The 15,693-nt window shown below is 36.6% G+C and carries 17 protein-coding genes; 12 read left to right on the top strand and 5 right to left on the bottom strand.

Going from position 1 to position 15,693, the window contains the following annotated elements:
• Positions 1–481: 481 nt before the first annotated feature.
• On the bottom strand, positions 482–1,384 hold the full coding sequence (locus MKY08_RS17775) for a LysR family transcriptional regulator (protein WP_069509300.1): 903 nt from the start codon (positions 1,382–1,384) through the stop codon (positions 482–484).
• 247 nt (positions 1,385–1,631) lie between these two features.
• Here MKY08_RS17775 and MKY08_RS17770 point away from each other — a divergent pair, with 247 nt between their 5' ends.
• The 7 genes from MKY08_RS17770 (at position 1,632) to sufB (ending at position 11,267) form a co-directional block, all read left to right on the top strand.
• The gene (locus MKY08_RS17770) at positions 1,632–4,577 is read left to right on the top strand and encodes a histidine kinase (protein ID WP_176723136.1); all 2,946 of its coding nucleotides are present in this window, start codon (positions 1,632–1,634) and stop codon (positions 4,575–4,577) included.
• A complete protein-coding gene (locus MKY08_RS17765; protein WP_069509297.1) occupies positions 4,549–5,307 on the top strand; it encodes a response regulator in 759 nt (252 codons plus the stop codon). Before MKY08_RS17770 ends, MKY08_RS17765 begins: the two co-directional genes overlap by 29 nt.
• Before the next feature lie 779 nt (positions 5,308–6,086).
• The gene (sufC, locus tag MKY08_RS17760; protein ID WP_172583049.1) at positions 6,087–6,872 is read left to right on the top strand and encodes a Fe-S cluster assembly ATPase SufC; all 786 of its coding nucleotides are present in this window, start codon (positions 6,087–6,089) and stop codon (positions 6,870–6,872) included.
• Between the two features lie 18 nt (positions 6,873–6,890).
• On the top strand, positions 6,891–8,198 hold the full coding sequence (gene sufD / locus MKY08_RS17755) for a Fe-S cluster assembly protein SufD (protein WP_024362715.1): 1,308 nt from the start codon (positions 6,891–6,893) through the stop codon (positions 8,196–8,198).
• Complete coding sequence (locus tag MKY08_RS17750) at positions 8,198–9,427, top strand: cysteine desulfurase (protein ID WP_069509294.1); 1,230 nt, start codon at positions 8,198–8,200, stop codon at positions 9,425–9,427. The genes sufD and MKY08_RS17750 overlap by 1 nt, the downstream gene beginning before the upstream one ends.
• Positions 9,417–9,845 carry a Fe-S cluster assembly sulfur transfer protein SufU gene (gene sufU / locus MKY08_RS17745; protein WP_069509291.1) on the top strand — a complete coding sequence of 143 codons (429 nt, stop codon included), beginning with the start codon at positions 9,417–9,419 and terminating at the stop codon, positions 9,843–9,845. The genes MKY08_RS17750 and sufU overlap by 11 nt, the downstream gene beginning before the upstream one ends.
• Before the next feature lie 24 nt (positions 9,846–9,869).
• On the top strand, positions 9,870–11,267 hold the full coding sequence (gene sufB, locus MKY08_RS17740; RefSeq protein ID WP_024362718.1) for a Fe-S cluster assembly protein SufB: 1,398 nt from the start codon (positions 9,870–9,872) through the stop codon (positions 11,265–11,267).
• 81 nt (positions 11,268–11,348) lie between these two features.
• Here sufB and MKY08_RS17735 read toward each other — a convergent pair whose 3' ends face one another.
• From MKY08_RS17735 to MKY08_RS17720, 4 genes are all read right to left on the bottom strand, one after another.
• Positions 11,349–12,515 (bottom strand): tyrosine-type recombinase/integrase, encoded by a 1,167-nt coding sequence (locus MKY08_RS17735; RefSeq protein ID WP_069509288.1) that lies wholly within the window; start codon positions 12,513–12,515, stop codon positions 11,349–11,351.
• An 83-nt stretch (positions 12,516–12,598) separates the two neighbouring features.
• Positions 12,599–13,048 (bottom strand): ImmA/IrrE family metallo-endopeptidase, encoded by a 450-nt coding sequence (locus tag MKY08_RS17730; protein ID WP_081327867.1) that lies wholly within the window; start codon positions 13,046–13,048, stop codon positions 12,599–12,601.
• 18 nt (positions 13,049–13,066) lie between these two features.
• Positions 13,067–13,492: a helix-turn-helix transcriptional regulator gene (locus MKY08_RS17725; protein ID WP_069509280.1), complete on the bottom strand. Its 426-nt coding sequence runs from the start codon at positions 13,490–13,492 to the stop codon at positions 13,067–13,069.
• Positions 13,493–13,979: 487 nt separating this feature from the next.
• Positions 13,980–14,156, bottom strand: a complete 177-nt coding sequence (locus MKY08_RS17720; RefSeq protein WP_176723135.1) for a hypothetical protein — start codon at positions 14,154–14,156, stop codon at positions 13,980–13,982.
• A 144-nt stretch (positions 14,157–14,300) separates the two neighbouring features.
• Between MKY08_RS17720 and MKY08_RS17715 the strand changes: the two genes are divergently transcribed.
• The 5 genes from MKY08_RS17715 to MKY08_RS17695 all read left to right on the top strand — a co-directional run bounded on the left by MKY08_RS17715 (position 14,301) and on the right by MKY08_RS17695 (position 15,690).
• On the top strand, positions 14,301–14,483 hold the full coding sequence (locus tag MKY08_RS17715) for a helix-turn-helix transcriptional regulator (RefSeq protein WP_069509277.1): 183 nt from the start codon (positions 14,301–14,303) through the stop codon (positions 14,481–14,483).
• 15 nt (positions 14,484–14,498) lie between these two features.
• Entirely contained in the window at positions 14,499–14,765 is a 267-nt protein-coding gene (locus MKY08_RS17710) for a helix-turn-helix domain-containing protein (protein WP_069509275.1), read from the top strand.
• An 87-nt stretch (positions 14,766–14,852) separates the two neighbouring features.
• Complete coding sequence (locus tag MKY08_RS17705) at positions 14,853–15,089, top strand: DUF6877 family protein (RefSeq protein WP_069509273.1); 237 nt, start codon at positions 14,853–14,855, stop codon at positions 15,087–15,089.
• Positions 15,086–15,433, top strand: coding sequence for a hypothetical protein (locus tag MKY08_RS17700; RefSeq protein ID WP_069509271.1), 348 nt, complete (start codon positions 15,086–15,088; stop codon positions 15,431–15,433). The genes MKY08_RS17705 and MKY08_RS17700 overlap by 4 nt, the downstream gene beginning before the upstream one ends.
• Positions 15,433–15,690: an AbrB/MazE/SpoVT family DNA-binding domain-containing protein gene (locus tag MKY08_RS17695; RefSeq protein ID WP_081327866.1), complete on the top strand. Its 258-nt coding sequence runs from the start codon at positions 15,433–15,435 to the stop codon at positions 15,688–15,690. Before MKY08_RS17700 ends, MKY08_RS17695 begins: the two co-directional genes overlap by 1 nt.
• The last annotated feature ends 3 nt before the right edge of the window (positions 15,691–15,693 follow it).

The following is a 15,693-nucleotide window of genomic DNA, read 5'->3' as shown; positions in this document are numbered from 1 at the left end:
GCGCTGTTGTTGTCCGCTTCGGCGGTGCTTTCCGCGGGCACACACGTAAGCCGCAACCCTCGCTAACGCGCGGGTTCGTTGCGTCTTACGCTGTGTGCGTTCCCGCAGGAGTCACCGCCTCCGCTACCAACAACTAGTGAACCCTTCTAATTTTTTATTTATTGCAAAAGCAAGAATAGCTAAGTTATCCAAGTTCACCATATAGCAAAAATTTATGGACACCTTTCCTCTGTTCCTTAAATTTTTTAAGTTATGCCCCATCCACTTTTTTTACTGCGCCGTTTTTGTCCTCTACGGCGGTGCTTTCCGCAGGCACACACGAAAGCCGCAACCCTCGCTAACGCGCAGAATGCCAGCGTCTTACGCAGTGTGGCGTTCTGAGCAGGAGTCACCGCCAAAATTTTAAGGTTATGTCCCATCCTCTTTTTTACTGTGAATGTTGTTATCCGTACCGTCGTCGGACGCATCTCAATTATTTAGTTCATTGAAACTGTGAAAGTCGAGAATAGAAATTAGTAACGAACTCTAAAAATATTTTTTCAGATGGAGCGATTTCACGATTTATCGGTGAAATAATGCCAACAGTTCTTGGAATTGTAGGTGATTCAATGGGTACCTTAATCGTGAAGCGGGCAGCTGAATCATATAGTGAGCTTTCAGGAAGTAAGCTAACGCCAATTCCAGCTGCAACTAGACCTTTTAAGGCATCTAAGTCTTCACCTTCCGATATTACATTCGGTAAAAAGCCAGCAGCACGACAGGCGTCCATTGCAACTTTATGCAATATATAGCCATCTGGAAATAGAACGAAAAGGTCATTACGTAAGTCTGCCAGTTGAATACTTTTTCGTTTAGCTAATGGATGGTTTGCTGGCAATAAGGCTGCAATGTTTTCTGTAAATAGTATAGTTGATTGGATTGCCTCGTCCTTTGGTGGAAGCGGTCCTAAAAATGCTAAGTTTAACTCACGGTTTTTAACAGCATCAATTAAAAAGCGATAGGAGCCCTGACGCAATTGGAATTGCAAATCTGGGTATTCACGCTTAAAGGCTGAAATAACGGTCGGCAGCACATAGCTTGCTAAGCTTGTAGGAAAGCCTATCTTAATAGTGCCTTTTGCAGGGTCTAAATATTCCTCTACCTGCTTCGCTGCAAAATCTATGGCTTTTAAAGCAGTAATGGTATGTTCGAGAAAAGTTTTTCCGATCGGTGTTAATTTTACATTTCGACCGACGCGTTCAAAAAGTGGTGTGCCTAATTCGTCCTCTAAATTAGCAATTTGACGACTTATTGCTGACTGAGCAACATGAAGATGTTCAGCAGCTTCAGAAATATGTTCCCGTTCTGCAACCTCCACAAAATAACGTAATTGACGTAACTCCACTGGATATTCACCTCTATTAATCGAAAAATCCGATTGATTATACTTTAATTATATAATATTTAATATATAAATAGTCTGAAAAAATAGCATAGTGCGAAATAAAAATATGATAAATTACAGAAAAGACAATTGAAACTAAAAGATTTTACACAATCTTTTAATGATTATATTAAAAAAGGGAAATTACACTTATTCTGTTAGTAATTTGAGAGTTGGGTCTTATAAGATGTATATGAGGTGGAAATTTATGATAAAGAAAGGAATTAGCTGGCTACTAATTCTACTGGCCATTACAATGTTAGCTGGTTTAACATTTAACGATCAAGATACGAGCAATACAGATTTGCAAGCAAAAGATGGCATATTAGATCTTACGGGTATTTCTAAAAATGAAAAAGTAGTTGCCTTGTCAGGTGAATGGAAGTTTGTTGGCAATGAATACGTAAAACCAACAGATTTTCTGCAAAATGCAAAGGTGGAAATGGTACCAGGGCCTTGGAAAGAAAACGTCCAATATGGTACTTATCAGCTTCAAGTTGAATTGCCTGCCCATTTCGATAAACTAGGCATTCGTGTACGAAATATTTGGTCTGCACATCGCCTCTTTATTAACGGAGAAGAGTTTGCGTCTTACGGAACGCTTGTAACAAAAAAGGAAGGGGCAGTACCGAGTAATCCAGTGTATGAAATATATTTTAAGCCTAAAACAAAATCACTGATCATTACATTGCAAGTAGCAGATTTCTATAATGCACGGCATGGCGTCATTTTCCCAATTGATCTTGGTGATGCAGAAACGATTGCCAACGATGTTGTAAAGGATGTTAATTTAGAAAAAACGACAATCATTATCCTATTTATTTTTTCAATCTTTCATTTTAGCTTGTATTTATTGAGGACAAAAGATCGAGCTTTTTTCTACAGTGCTCTGTACTTTTTCACACTGGCATTGTTAGTATCGACAAGAGGTGAACGGACGCTTATTCGGGAGTACCCTGCCATCTCCTTCGAATGGTACTTTCGATTGCAAGATTTTATAACTTATATCAATGCCGTTACATTATTCTTTTTCTTTGTCTATACAGTTGAAACACTAGTGAAGCGTCGAACGGCTATTACGTTGGCGATGCCCCTTATTTTCTATGGAGTAGGAACGCTACTCTTTCCTGCAAGGTCATTATCATTTTTACAATATTTCTTCTTTGGATACATAAATGTTTTGGCTTTAATCATTATTGGGAGATTGGTCCACTTACTTATCACTAAAAGTACGAAAATACCTAGAAATGAACTAATGATTTTAAGTGCCTCGATGTTTTCACTCCTTATCTTTTCGATAAGTGGCACAGTCGATCAGCTTTTTTTCTCTGGCAAAAATGTTCTAAATCGAGCTGGATTACTATTTTTTATTCTAGGCATGAATGTCTTTCTTGCAATGCGTCTAATTAATCGAACGACGGAAGCAGAAGTTTTTAGCGAAAGATTGGAAAAGGCTACAATAGGTAAAGATTCTTTTTTAGAAGTTACAACAAAAGAACTCGAACAACCTCTTTATCATGCACTGAACGTCACAAAATCATTATCTGCACATCGAACTTTAATAGAGCATCAATTACTTGAGCAACAGCTTGAACGTTTATTATATTTAGTAAATGACCTAAAGGATTTTACAAGAATTCGTTTCCAAGATTTCCAAATTGATGTTCATCCGGTAAATGTGCAAATGGTTTTTCAGCATGTTGTGAAAATGCATGAACGGACGATGGAAAAAGCGAATATCCGATTTTATACGCATGCAGATAGTCAATTGCTAATACAGGCAGATGAACAAAGAATTAGTCAAATTGTTTATCGTGTAGTGGAAACAGCCATTGCTCACGCGGTCAATGGAGAAGTCGTCCTAACAATTATGCATCTTGATGCAGATGTAAGAATAGTAGTTGAAGGGACTGGACCTGACGTTATCAAGCAAATCGCTGCAGATGAAACGGGCCAATCCATCGGAAAAGCAATAATTGAACAAATGGGTGGCAGCTATTCCGTAGATATTTTACATAATGGCATAAGGTTTTTAATCACATTGCCTTTTGGGGGATATGAGAAAAAACTACATAATAAAACAGATTATATTCTGCCATTATCTCTTCCAACACTAAATGATAATTTACCAAATTTATTGATTGTGGAGGATGATGTTATACATGCGGAAGTATTGCGAAGTCTCCTTCAGAATCATTACGCAATATCTTTAGCGCATAGTGCTGAAGAAGCGCTTTACACTATTCAGCATAAAAAACCGGATTATTTATTAATCGATGAAGTGATGCCAGTGATGGATGGCTTAGTGCTAACCCAAAAAATAAGAAGTCAATATAGCTATATTGATCTACCGATTATTATGCTAGTAGCTAATGAATATCCTACGAATATTTCACTTGTACTTGAATCAGGCGCTAACGATTATATTCGAAAGCCTGCATCCAAGGAATCATTATTGGCACGACTCTCTGCCATTTCTTTAACGAAAGAAGCGATGACGAATGCTATTGAGCATGAAATGAACTTTTTACAAGCGCAAATTAAGCCACACTTTTTATATAATGCACTTAGTAGTATTATTTCCTTTTGCTATACAGATGGAGAACGTGCAGGCCATTTATTAACAATGTTGTCTACGTATTTACGTTATATCTTTGATTCTGGAAAGGAAGGCCATCGAGCAACGCTTGAAAAAGAACTGGAAATTATTCAGGCTTATGTAGAAATTGAACAAGCTCGTTTTGGTAGTAGATTAAGTGTTGTAATTGAAATTGATGAAACAATTGATACAGCAAAAGTTGAGGTGCCGAGCCTGTTAATACAGCCTCTTGTCGAAAATGCGATTCGTCATGGGATTTTTGAAAAAGAAGGAAATGGCTGTGTAATTGTGAAAATAGAAAAAGAAGAAGATTTCCTTGTAGTTCAAATTGTCGATGATGGCGTTGGGATGACAGCAGAACAAGTAGCCGCTTTAACAATGGGTAAAAATATCAGTTCAAATGGCATTGGTTTTACGAATGTCTTACGCCGTGTTAAAGAGTTACCAAAAGCTTCGCTTATGATTCAATCTAAATTGGATGAAGGAACAACTATGATTTTAAAACAACCTTTAAAGGAGCATGCCAATGTGGAAAATTATTATGGTAGAAGATGAAGAACCTATTCTAAACTTGCATAAGCGTTTACTGGAGAAGAGTGGTCTTTTTAAGGTTATTGCATCTTATGCGTCGCCCATAGAAGCAGCCAAAGAGCTTTCAACAATTCAGGCAGATGCGATTCTGTTAGATATCGAAATGCCTAAAATAAATGGCTTAGAGCTTGCGTTAAAGCTAGTAGAGGAAGGGATTGATGTACCGATTATTTTTTCGACAGCTTATACGAAGTATGCAGTAGATGCTTTTCGCGTACAGGCGCTTGATTATGTCTTAAAACCGATGACACCGAATACGGTTCTACAGTTAGATGAACGACTTGCAAAATATTATGGTCGTCAGAAACAGCACAATATTGCGAAGCTTGAAGTTCGCCTTCGAGGTGAGGCTGGAACACGTATGAATGGTCAAGCGATTAAATGGCGCACAAAAGTTACAGAGGAACTGTTTTACTATTTGTTGCTGAATGAAGGAGTAGTCGTTTCTAAATATCGTATTTTAGATGATATTTGGCCAAATCTTGATGAGCGAAAGGCATTGGCGAACCTTTATAATACGATTTATCGCTTGCGCCAGCTATTTAATGAATTAGAAGTGCCAATCCAAATTGAACGTATCAATGATGGCTATGAGTTAAAAACAAATAATGCTGTTGAGCTGCAAATGCCCAATGAGCCTGATTCATTCCTTCTTGAATCAAAGGGCTATTTATGGGCATATAAAATAAGCTAAATAAAAAATAGTAAAGAACAGATTTAAGTAAAAAGCGTTAGATTGGCTGCTAGCAATCTAACGCTTTTTGCTATGTTGCTAATGGTCTGTTACCGTGCCTATGCTTCCGCAGGCACACAGTAAGCTGCACCCCGTTATATGCCACGTTTTGTTGACCTTCATGGCTATGTTGTTCCTACTAGAGCTATGTCCTTTGCTACAACTCGTATGCTCTTTACATTGGTAAAATAATTGTACAGGAAGGAATCACTAGGTTTTCCATTCATTTAACCTAGCTAAAAGTTACGAACAAGTTTATCCTTGTTTTTTATATTTGCATACAAATTTTATGGAGACTTCTGCTGGAAGCAAAGTAAATTTTTATCATACAGTAAAAAGTGTAAATTTGCTTAACGTGTTTATTATGCTAGTACTCTATAATTTTATTTCATGAGGTGATTCCATTCGAATGAAATAGGATATAGTATAGATAGGGTTGTTTGTGCGTATTTGTCACAAAACCGTTACAATTAACGCTTTATGCGAGGTTTCCACTATGTAGCTAGATGAAATCAATTCTCAATTAGAGATAATTCATTGAAAATAAACTTTGTTGATTCTCATTGTCAGTTTCGATTTCCAATAATCTGAAAATGCTTACAAAGTCTTTATATTTCAAGATTTTATCATTGGAAATTGAAAGTGGTTAAAATGGTTTGCATAGAGAACGATTTTCAGTTAAGATTAGAATGATGATAATTAAGGAATGGTTGCCCATTCACAGAACACATTATGGAGGTATTTTCATGTCAACTTTAGTAATTAAAGATCTTCACGTTGAAATCGACGGGAAAGAGATTTTAAAAGGCGTAAACCTTACAATTAATACAAATGAAATCCATGCAATTATGGGACCAAACGGAACAGGTAAATCAACACTAGCTTCTGCAATTATGGGACACCCTAAATATGAAGTTACTTCTGGTACAGTTGAACTTGATGGTGAAAACGTACTTGAAATGGAAGTTGATGAGCGTGCACAAGCAGGTTTATTCCTTGCGATGCAATATCCATCAGAAATCGCTGGTGTTACGAACGCTGATTTCTTACGTTCAGCTATTAATGCACGTCGTGAAGAAGGCGACGAAATTTCACTAATGAAATTTATTCGTGAATTAGATAAAAATATGGAATTCCTTGAAATGCATGAAGACATGGCACAACGTTATTTAAATGAAGGTTTCTCTGGCGGTGAGAAAAAACGTAACGAGATTCTTCAATTAATGATGATTAAACCAACTTTTGCGATTTTAGATGAAATTGACTCTGGTCTCGATATTGATGCACTTAAAGTTGTGTCAAAAGGTATTAATGCAATGCGTGGCGAAGGCTTCGGATGCTTAATGATTACGCACTATCAACGTCTATTAAACTACATCACACCAGATCATGTACATGTAATGATGCAAGGTCGCGTTGTAAAATCAGGCGGCGAAGAATTAGCACAACGTTTAGAAGCAGAAGGTTATGATTGGATTAAAAAAGAACTAGGAATCGAAGAAGAAACAGAAGAACAAGAAGCATAAGAAGGAGGACGAACTAGCATGACAGTGGAACTTAACTTGCCTGTAACAGTACAGGACGTGCGCTCGTTCTCAGAGGCGAATGGTGAACCAACTTGGTTTGCAGAGCTTCGTACGGCAGCACTAGACAAAGCAGCTGGTTTAGATATGCCAAAACCAGATAGAACAAATATTACAAAATGGGATTTCATGAATTTCCCAACTCACACAGTTGTCAGTGAAGAATTAACTTCATTAGATGAATTACCAGAAGAGGCAAGAGGGTTAATTAATCTTGAGTCTCAAGAAAACCTATATATTCAACGTAACAACACACCAGCGTTTATTAAAACGTCACAGGAGCTAGCTGACAAAGGCGTTATTTTTACAGATATGTTAACAGCTGTACGTGAACATGGTGAGCTTGTACAAAAGTATTTCATGACTGAAGCAGTAAAAGTCGATGAACATAAATTAACTGCACTTCATGCAGCACTTGTAAATGGTGGCGTATTTGTTTACGTACCGAAAAATGTCGTTATTGAGCAACCGTTACAAGTAGTATTTTTAAATGATAATGCCGAAGCTTCTCTATATAACCATGTATTAGTTGTTGCTGAAGCCAATGCAGCTGTCACATACGTAGAAACATATATTTCTACAGTTGAAGAAGCGAAAGGTCAGGCTAATATAATTTCCGAAGTCATTGTACAAGATAACGCGCAAGTAATTTACGGTGCGGTTGATGTACTTGCGAAAGGTTATACTACTTATGTAAATCGTCGTGCTCGTTTAGCGCGTGATGCAAAAGTAGACTGGGCACTAGGTTTAATGAATGATTCGGATACAATCTCTGAAAACATTACTCACCTTATCGGTGATGGTTCTCATGCTGATACAAAAACAGTTGTAGTTGGTCGCGGAGAGCAAAAGCTAAACTTCACTACAGAAGTTCGTCACTGGGGTAAAAACTCAAATGGTCACATCTTGAAACACGGTGTGATGAAAGATGCAGCACAGTCAATCTTTAATGGTATTGGTTACATTGAACACGGTGCTACAAAAGCGGATGCACAGCAAGAATCACGTGTGCTAATGCTTTCTGAAAAAGCTCGTGGCGATGCGAACCCAATTCTTTTAATTGACGAAGATGATGTAACAGCAGGACACGCAGCATCTGTAGGACGAGTAGATCCACTACAACTTTATTACTTAATGAGTCGTGGTATCTCGAAAGCAGAAGCAGAGCGCCTTGTTATCCATGGATTCCTTGCGCCAGTTGTTACGCAATTACCAATTGAGGGCGTTCAAAAGCAACTGACGGAGGTTATTGAAAGGAAAGTTCGCTAATGATCAATAAAGACATTAAAAGCTATTTCCCAATATTAAATCAACAGGTGAATGGTCACCCGCTTGTTTATCTTGATAGTGCAGCAACATCTCAAAAGCCTATTCAAGTAATTGAAGCAATTAAGCATTACTATGAATTTGATAACTCCAATGTTCACCGAGGTGTGCATACATTGGGAAATCGTGCAACTGACAAATACGAGGGTGCTCGTGAAAAGGTTCGCAATTTCATTAATGCGAAAACAACAGAAGAAATTATTTTCACTCGCGGTACAACAACTGCGTTAAATACAGTAGCTTCTAGTTATGGTCGTGCAAATGTTGAACAAGGTGATGAAATTGTCATCACACATATGGAACACCATTCCAATATTATTCCTTGGCAACAGCTTGCAAAAGAAAAAAATGCAACATTAAAGTACATCGACCTTGAGGCAGATGGAACGCTTGATCTAGAAAAAGTTCGAGCAACTATTACGCCGAAAACAAAAATCGTGTCTGTATCAATGGCATCGAATGTTCTCGGTACGATTAATCCGATTAAAGAAATTGCTAAAATCGCACATGCCAATGGTGCAGTTATGGTAGCAGATGGTGCACAAGCAGCGCCGCATATGAAAATTGATGTGCAAGATTTAAATATCGATTTCTTAGGATTTTCAGGACATAAAATGTGCGGACCGACTGGAATAGGTGTACTATATGGTAAAAAAGAGCACCTAGAAAAGATGGAGCCAATTGAATTTGGTGGCGAAATGATCGACTTTGTTGGACTGCATGATTCAACGTGGAAAGAATTACCGTGGAAATTTGAAGGTGGTACGCCTATTATTGCAGGTGCAATTGGTTTAGGAGCTGCCATTGATTTCTTAAATGAAGTAGGGTTAGACAATATTGCACAGCACGAGCATAAGCTTGTAGGCTATGCGATGGATCAGCTCGAAACAATTGACGGACTTAAAATTTTTGGCCCACGCGATCCTATGAAGCGTTGTGGACTTGTTACATTTAACTTAGATGATGTACATCCGCATGATGTTGCAACTGTTCTTGACATGAATGGCATCGCTGTTCGTGCAGGACATCATTGCGCGCAGCCACTAATGAAATGTCTCCAACAAGTAGCGACAGCGCGTGCAAGCTTTTATCTGTACAATACGGAGGAAGATATTGACCGCTTAGTTGCTGGGTTGCGTTCTGCGAAGGAGTATTTTGGCGATGTCTTTTAATAATTTAGATCAACTATACCGTTCAGTAATCATGGATCATTATAAAAATCCTCGAAACAAAGGATCTTTAGAAACAGATGCTGTAACAATTGATATGAACAATCCGACTTGTGGTGACCGTATTCACTTAACGCTTAAAGTGAATGATGGTGTTGTAGAAGATGCGAAATTTGACGGTGAAGGCTGTTCAATTTCAATGTCTTCTGCATCGATGATGACACAAATTATCAAAGGGAAAAAAGTAGAAGAAGCATTAGAACTTGCTGATATTTTCTCAAAAATGATGATGGGTGAAGAATATAGCGACAAATACGACCTAGAGGATGTCGAAGCATTGCAAGGTGTTTCACAATTCCCCGCACGCATAAAATGTGCGACATTGGCTTGGAAAGCAATGGAAAAAGGCGTAAAAGAATAATAATTCGTGAACGGAGGAGAAATAATGGCTAAAAAAATGCCGGATATTGGCGATTACAAATACGGATTCCATGACAAGGACGTATCAATTTTCCGTTCAAAACGTGGTTTGACTGAAGAAATCGTCCGTGAAATTTCAAATATGAAGCAAGAGCCAGAGTGGATGCTTGAATACCGCTTAAAAGCGCTTGAAACTTTCTATACAAAACCGATGCCACAATGGGGTGGCGACCTTGGCGATTTAGATTTCGATGAGATTACGTACTACGTAAAACCATCTGAAGCGACGCAAAAATCTTGGGATGAAGTACCTGAAGAAATTAAAGCAACGTTTGATAAATTAGGTATTCCTGAAGCAGAGCAAAAATATCTTGCTGGTGTATCAGCTCAGTACGAATCTGAGGTAGTATACCACAACATGAAACAAGATCTTGAAGACCTTGGTATTGTGTTTAAAGATACTGATTCAGCTTTACGTGAAAACGAAGAGATTTTCAAAAAATATTGGGGCAAAGTAATCCCATACACTGATAACAAATTTGCTGCATTAAATTCAGCAGTTTGGTCAGGTGGTTCATTTATCTACGTGCCACCAGGTGTAAAAGTGGAAACGCCTTTACAAGCATACTTCCGTATTAACTCTGAAAACATGGGGCAGTTTGAGCGTACGTTAATCATCGTTGATGAAGGCGCACACGTACATTATGTTGAAGGATGTACAGCTCCAGTTTATACTACAAACTCTTTACACTCTGCAGTTGTAGAGATTATCGTCGAAAAAAATGCCTACTGCCGTTATACAACAATTCAAAACTGGGCAAACAATGTTTACAACCTAGTAACAAAACGTACAGTTGTTGAAGAAAACGGTACGATGGAATGGATTGACGGTAATATCGGTTCAAAATTAACGATGAAATATCCAGCTTGTATCCTAAAAGGTGAAGGCGCTCGTGGTATGACATTATCAATTGCATTAGCTGGTAAAGGACAACACCAACATGCTGGGGCAAAAATGATTCATATGGCACCTAATACATCTTCTACAATCGTTTCTAAATCGATTGCCAAACAAGGTGGTAAAGTAACATATATGGGTCAAGTTCGTTTTGGTCCTAAAGCAAGTGGTGCACGTGCTAACATTGAATGTGACACGTTAATCATGGATAATCAATCTACTTCGGATACAATTCCATACAACGAAATCTTAAATGATAATGTTTCTTTAGAACATGAAGCGAAAGTTTCAAAAGTTTCAGAAGAGCAATTATTCTACTTAATGTCTCGTGGTATTTCTGAAGAAGAAGCAACAGAAATGATCGTAATGGGCTTTATCGAACCATTTACGAAAGAATTACCAATGGAATACGCAGTAGAAATGAACCGTCTTATCAAGTTCGAGATGGAAGGAAGTATTGGATAAAAGTCCGAAACGCCTGATATATATGGGTTTAAGAGGTTTTAAAAGAACGATGAAAATCGGCCGTGCCGAAAACGTGCCGATTCAGATTTTATCTTTAGTGTAGGAGGCGAACTTTTTTAGTTCGTCTTCTTCTATTTTTTCAGTTATATCTAAATAGGTATCTGCAGTAGTCTTAATTGTTTTATGGCCTAATCGATTTGAAACAAATTTAATACTTGCTCCAGATTCCAAAAGTAAAACAGCGTGTGTATGTCTGAAACAGTGAGTTCCTTTATAATCCACGCCAGCAGCCTTGCAATACTTTTCGATACTTTCTCTCACAGTGGATGGAGTTAAATAATTTCCTAGATAGTTTTGGAAAATTATGTCATCATCATTTTTCTTAAAGGTTTGATTGCTTAAAATCATTTCGTTTTGTTTTAGTTTGAATTTTTTTAGCTCTTTCAGCAATGCATTACCTATTCCTATGGTACGGTATGATGATGTATTTTTTAATGTTGTTAATGTTAATTTATTATTGTTATCACGTCTTACTTGCCTTTCAATATTTATTTTATTATCTTCAATATCTGACCAACGTAACGCCAAAGCCTCACTAATTCGCAATCCTGTTTCGCTTAAAAAATACATAAGCATATAGTACAATTGATAATCTTTATATCGTTGGTGTTTGTACGTTTTCATATAATCAAGTATTTGTTTCAGTTCATTTAAACTGTAATATTTGACGTCATCTTTATTTAATTCAACGTTATCTTTCACTGGCACTTTAAGTCTATCTGCAGGATTCTTTTCTAAAACCTCTAATTCATGGACTGCATAATGTAATAAGCTTTTCATAACGGATAAATATTTTAGACGGGCTCCAAATGAATAAGCACTTTCGCCTTTTTTATTTTTTAATTCAGCATAATGGTCTAGCCATTCTTTTATATCATTTCTTCTAATTTTCATAACACGTTTGTTTCCGAAAAAAGGTCTAATATGTAAACGTGTTATTACTTCTATTTGTTCAAAAGTTGATTCCTTAACATTTTTCCTTTTATATTTAAGCCATTCTTCTACGACTTCATCAAATATCATGTTACGATCATTAAGAGTCTGACCATAATAAATGCGTTCTTCTACTTTTGCTGCTTCTATCTCCGCCTCTTTTTTTGTTCGAAATGTACCTATACTTCGTTCCTTTCCTTCGTTTGATACTCTTGCTTGCCATTTTCCACTAGGTAGTTTTCTAAATGTAGCCATAGAGTTTCTCCTTTCTTTAGTGCGTATTTATATTTTTTCTCTAATCTAATAATCACCACCTTTTATGGGAATGTTTGTTCTTTTTATGGTAAAATTTTTTTACCATCTATAGTTTTTAAAGAAAGTAGCTCTCTTGGAACTCCTTTTTCTTCAATTGCATCATAGATGGTAAAGCCTGAACAATTTTCAATATTAAATAATTCATCTGGTAATAATAGCTCGACAGCAAAAGTGTTAGCTTCTATTTCTAATTTATCCGTAGAAAATAATGTATTCTTCTTAAGGAATACAGTATTCGCTTCTGGATGTTGAACAACATGTCCAAGTTCATGAGCGGCGGTTAATAGTTGTTTTTCAGATGGTAAATTCTCATTGATATGAATTACTTTTGTACGGTGGGATCTACTATAATAGCCGTATATAGAACCTAATGATTCGAAAATAACAACTACTCCTAGTAGATCAGCCAACTTAAAAGGATCTCTTGTATCGTATTTTTCAACTAACTGTGCCACAATCTTTTTAATATCCACCAAAAACACCACCGTACTTTAATCTCTATATTTTTTAGGTGTAAACTTCTGTTTTGCTATGCGTTTAGTTAAACGTAAAGTATTTTCCCAAGAAGCAATTAATAGTTCTCTGTCTTCTTCGTCTAAATCTTCTAAAACTCTTCCATCAAAAGCTGCGAATGCATTATCTACGTCTTCACCATTAATTCTTTTCTTAAGTTCTCTTTGTATAGCAAGTTCATCTTTTTCAGTTAAATCGTAGTATCGCTTCTTATTAGTACGACCTAATAGGTAGTCAGTGCTAACATCGAAATAATTAGCTACTTTTTCTACGTTTTCTATTTTAGGTGAGGATGTATCCCATCTTCGAATTTGTCCATTAGAAATACCAACATTTCTTTCAACTTCTGCAAAAGTAACTTTTCCTTCATTACACAGAATTTTTATTCTTTCTACTAAACTCACTGATATCAACCTTTCAGAAGCCTATAAAAAAATATTTTAGCGTTCACGCTATTTTGTGGTTGACTAATAGCGCGAATATTAATATACTATGTTCATAAGCTAATTAATTGGCTAAAAAGACAATAAAAAATACGACCTATTTAAAAACATTTTCGTTGGGGAACGGTTTAAATGTTGGTTTAAAGGCTTTTAAAAAGTCTTATTTAGCTATGCATTTATAATAGCATGTACGCTAATTTAGGTCAACGGATTAGCGAATAATTTAGCTTAAAATTTTTCCAATTAAGTAAAGCGCTGTGATACCGAGCCAATGACGGTATGAAATCTATAAGGAGAGAAGGTGAAACAAATGCGGAATTCTCTAGTATTACATCCGACAGAAACTTTCGAGAATTATAAGAAGGTTATCAACTTTTTTATTGAAAGTGGAATTGACGAGGAACAAGTTGCAATTATCGCTAAAATGCTCCTCGCCCATTACGTGTGATTATTTCAGAACTTTCATACCTGATCTGTTTAACTTGTTGTGTTCATCTGCAACTTTAATAGCAGTTTGATAAAGTTCTAAAGCCTTTTTAGCAATTTCTTCTGGTGAATTTCCCGACACAGGATTTCCAGATACTACTGCTAAAGCAAAATCTTTTTTATCAATGTGTTTTGACATGTGTATCACCACCTATCTATTAAAGATAGGAACATTATACCAAATATTTAAAGCGCTGAGCTGGTAGCCAATGAACTAGCATAATCAGACTTATAGCTGATGTGACGGTAGCAACGTTAAGTTATTTCGAAAGGAGGCTAAGGTATGTCAGAAGAGTTAGGTGCTCTAGTACGTTCGGAATTATTCAAACGTAAGATGAGTCAAAAGGATTTAGCCAAAATGATTGGCATTTCAAGTGTCTATTTATCAGATATTATTCGTGGTAATAAAACCGGACCAAAGGCACAAGAACATATAAAGCATATTCGTAAGATTTTAGATATTTAAGGTAGGTGAGAAATCGTGTTGCAGGTACAAGTAAACGATGCAGAAGCTAAACAAATCTACTTAGATGCAATAGGAAAGAAATTAGAAGAATTCGATGCATCATTTGTATTTTGGGATTCCAATGAACTTAAGCGTAGAACGTGTATGAGTTGGAGTAGCATTCAAGATAACTTCTTTCATGATAAAGATTTTCCGAAAGCAAAGATTGGTGGTAAATGGTATTACCCAGCAAAAGAAGTTGAAGCGTTTTTACGGAATTGGATTTTGGAAAGGGTGAGTTAATTGAAAATCAAAGTAGCTGAATGGCGAGTGATGTCGGATGAGGAAAAACAAGCTGCTTTAAACAAGCGAGTAAGGGTGGTGAAGTGAATGAACATTAAACCAGTACCAGTTGCATTAGTAGGTGAAGCCTTAACAAGTGTTACGCCATTATATGAGCTACACCAAATTGCTTGCGAGTTACCTTTAAACGTTCTATCAGATGTTAAACAGCGAATAGGTGACTGGCTAGCAAGTGGTGGTAAAGAAACGGATCCATACATTAAGCAACAAGTTGCTTATGCAAAGAAAGTTTACCAGGCTATGAAGGGAGGTGAGTGTAAATGAAGGGAAGTTTCCATCAATCTCGTAGGCAATCAAATTTTTATAACTACTTGAAACCGGACAAGCAATTAGCTTATGCAAAGCAATGGGTAGCCACTTTGAATAGCAAATTATTAGAGCCTTTTGTAAAAATTACAGGAGCTACAAAGTACAACCGTGAAGTCTTTTACGAAATTGATATAGAAAAATTATTAAAAGTTGAGAAAGAAAATCAACTTTTACGAGAAGCACTTGAAAGTGCACAAAGCCAATTAATTTCAATCAGAGGATTAGATAGAGTACATGATAGCGAAATTACAGGGGTTTGTGCTGAAATACGAAAAACATTGGAAGGTGGAGAAATTTAATGAAATCAACAGGTATTGTACGTAAGGTAGATGAACTTGGTCGTGTGGTTATTCCAAAAGAGCTAAGACGTACTTTAGGAATCGAGGAAAAGGATCCAGTAGAAATCTACATTGATGGAGACAAAATCATCTTAAAAAAATATTTACCAGACGATGAAAAAGAAGATGTAATTTCATCTTTAGAAAAGATGGCTTCAAGTGCTAAAAATCCAAATGTAATAGATGTTATTGAACGTGCTATTAAATTAATTCGGTAGGTG

The sequence above is a fragment of the Lysinibacillus sp. FSL M8-0337 genome (assembly GCF_038593855.1).
Lineage (GTDB): Bacteria > Bacillota > Bacilli > Bacillales_A > Planococcaceae > Lysinibacillus > Lysinibacillus sphaericus_D.
Note: the sequence above shows the minus strand (reverse complement) of the source record. Positions and strands in the feature narration are given on the sequence as shown.

What these genes read in the sequence shown, in the direction of transcription:
- sufD (WP_024362715.1), top strand. Translation starts at nt 6,891, where the DNA reads ATGACAGTGGAACTTAACTTGCCTGTAACAGTACAGGACGTGCGCTCG.
- MKY08_RS17735 (WP_069509288.1), bottom strand. Translation starts at nt 12,515, where the DNA reads ATGGCTACATTTAGAAAACTACCTAGTGGAAAATGGCAAGCAAGAGTA.
- MKY08_RS17695 (WP_081327866.1), top strand. Translation starts at nt 15,433, where the DNA reads ATGAAATCAACAGGTATTGTACGTAAGGTAGATGAACTTGGTCGTGTG.
- MKY08_RS17750 (WP_069509294.1), top strand. Translation starts at nt 8,198, where the DNA reads ATGATCAATAAAGACATTAAAAGCTATTTCCCAATATTAAATCAACAG.
- MKY08_RS17720 (WP_176723135.1), bottom strand. Translation starts at nt 14,156, where the DNA reads ATGTCAAAACACATTGATAAAAAAGATTTTGCTTTAGCAGTAGTATCT.
- sufB (WP_024362718.1), top strand. Translation starts at nt 9,870, where the DNA reads ATGGCTAAAAAAATGCCGGATATTGGCGATTACAAATACGGATTCCAT.
- MKY08_RS17705 (WP_069509273.1), top strand. Translation starts at nt 14,853, where the DNA reads ATGAACATTAAACCAGTACCAGTTGCATTAGTAGGTGAAGCCTTAACA.
- MKY08_RS17700 (WP_069509271.1), top strand. Translation starts at nt 15,086, where the DNA reads ATGAAGGGAAGTTTCCATCAATCTCGTAGGCAATCAAATTTTTATAAC.
- MKY08_RS17715 (WP_069509277.1), top strand. Translation starts at nt 14,301, where the DNA reads ATGTCAGAAGAGTTAGGTGCTCTAGTACGTTCGGAATTATTCAAACGT.
- MKY08_RS17765 (WP_069509297.1), top strand. Translation starts at nt 4,549, where the DNA reads ATGTGGAAAATTATTATGGTAGAAGATGAAGAACCTATTCTAAACTTG.
- sufU (WP_069509291.1), top strand. Translation starts at nt 9,417, where the DNA reads ATGTCTTTTAATAATTTAGATCAACTATACCGTTCAGTAATCATGGAT.
- MKY08_RS17770 (WP_176723136.1), top strand. Translation starts at nt 1,632, where the DNA reads ATGATAAAGAAAGGAATTAGCTGGCTACTAATTCTACTGGCCATTACA.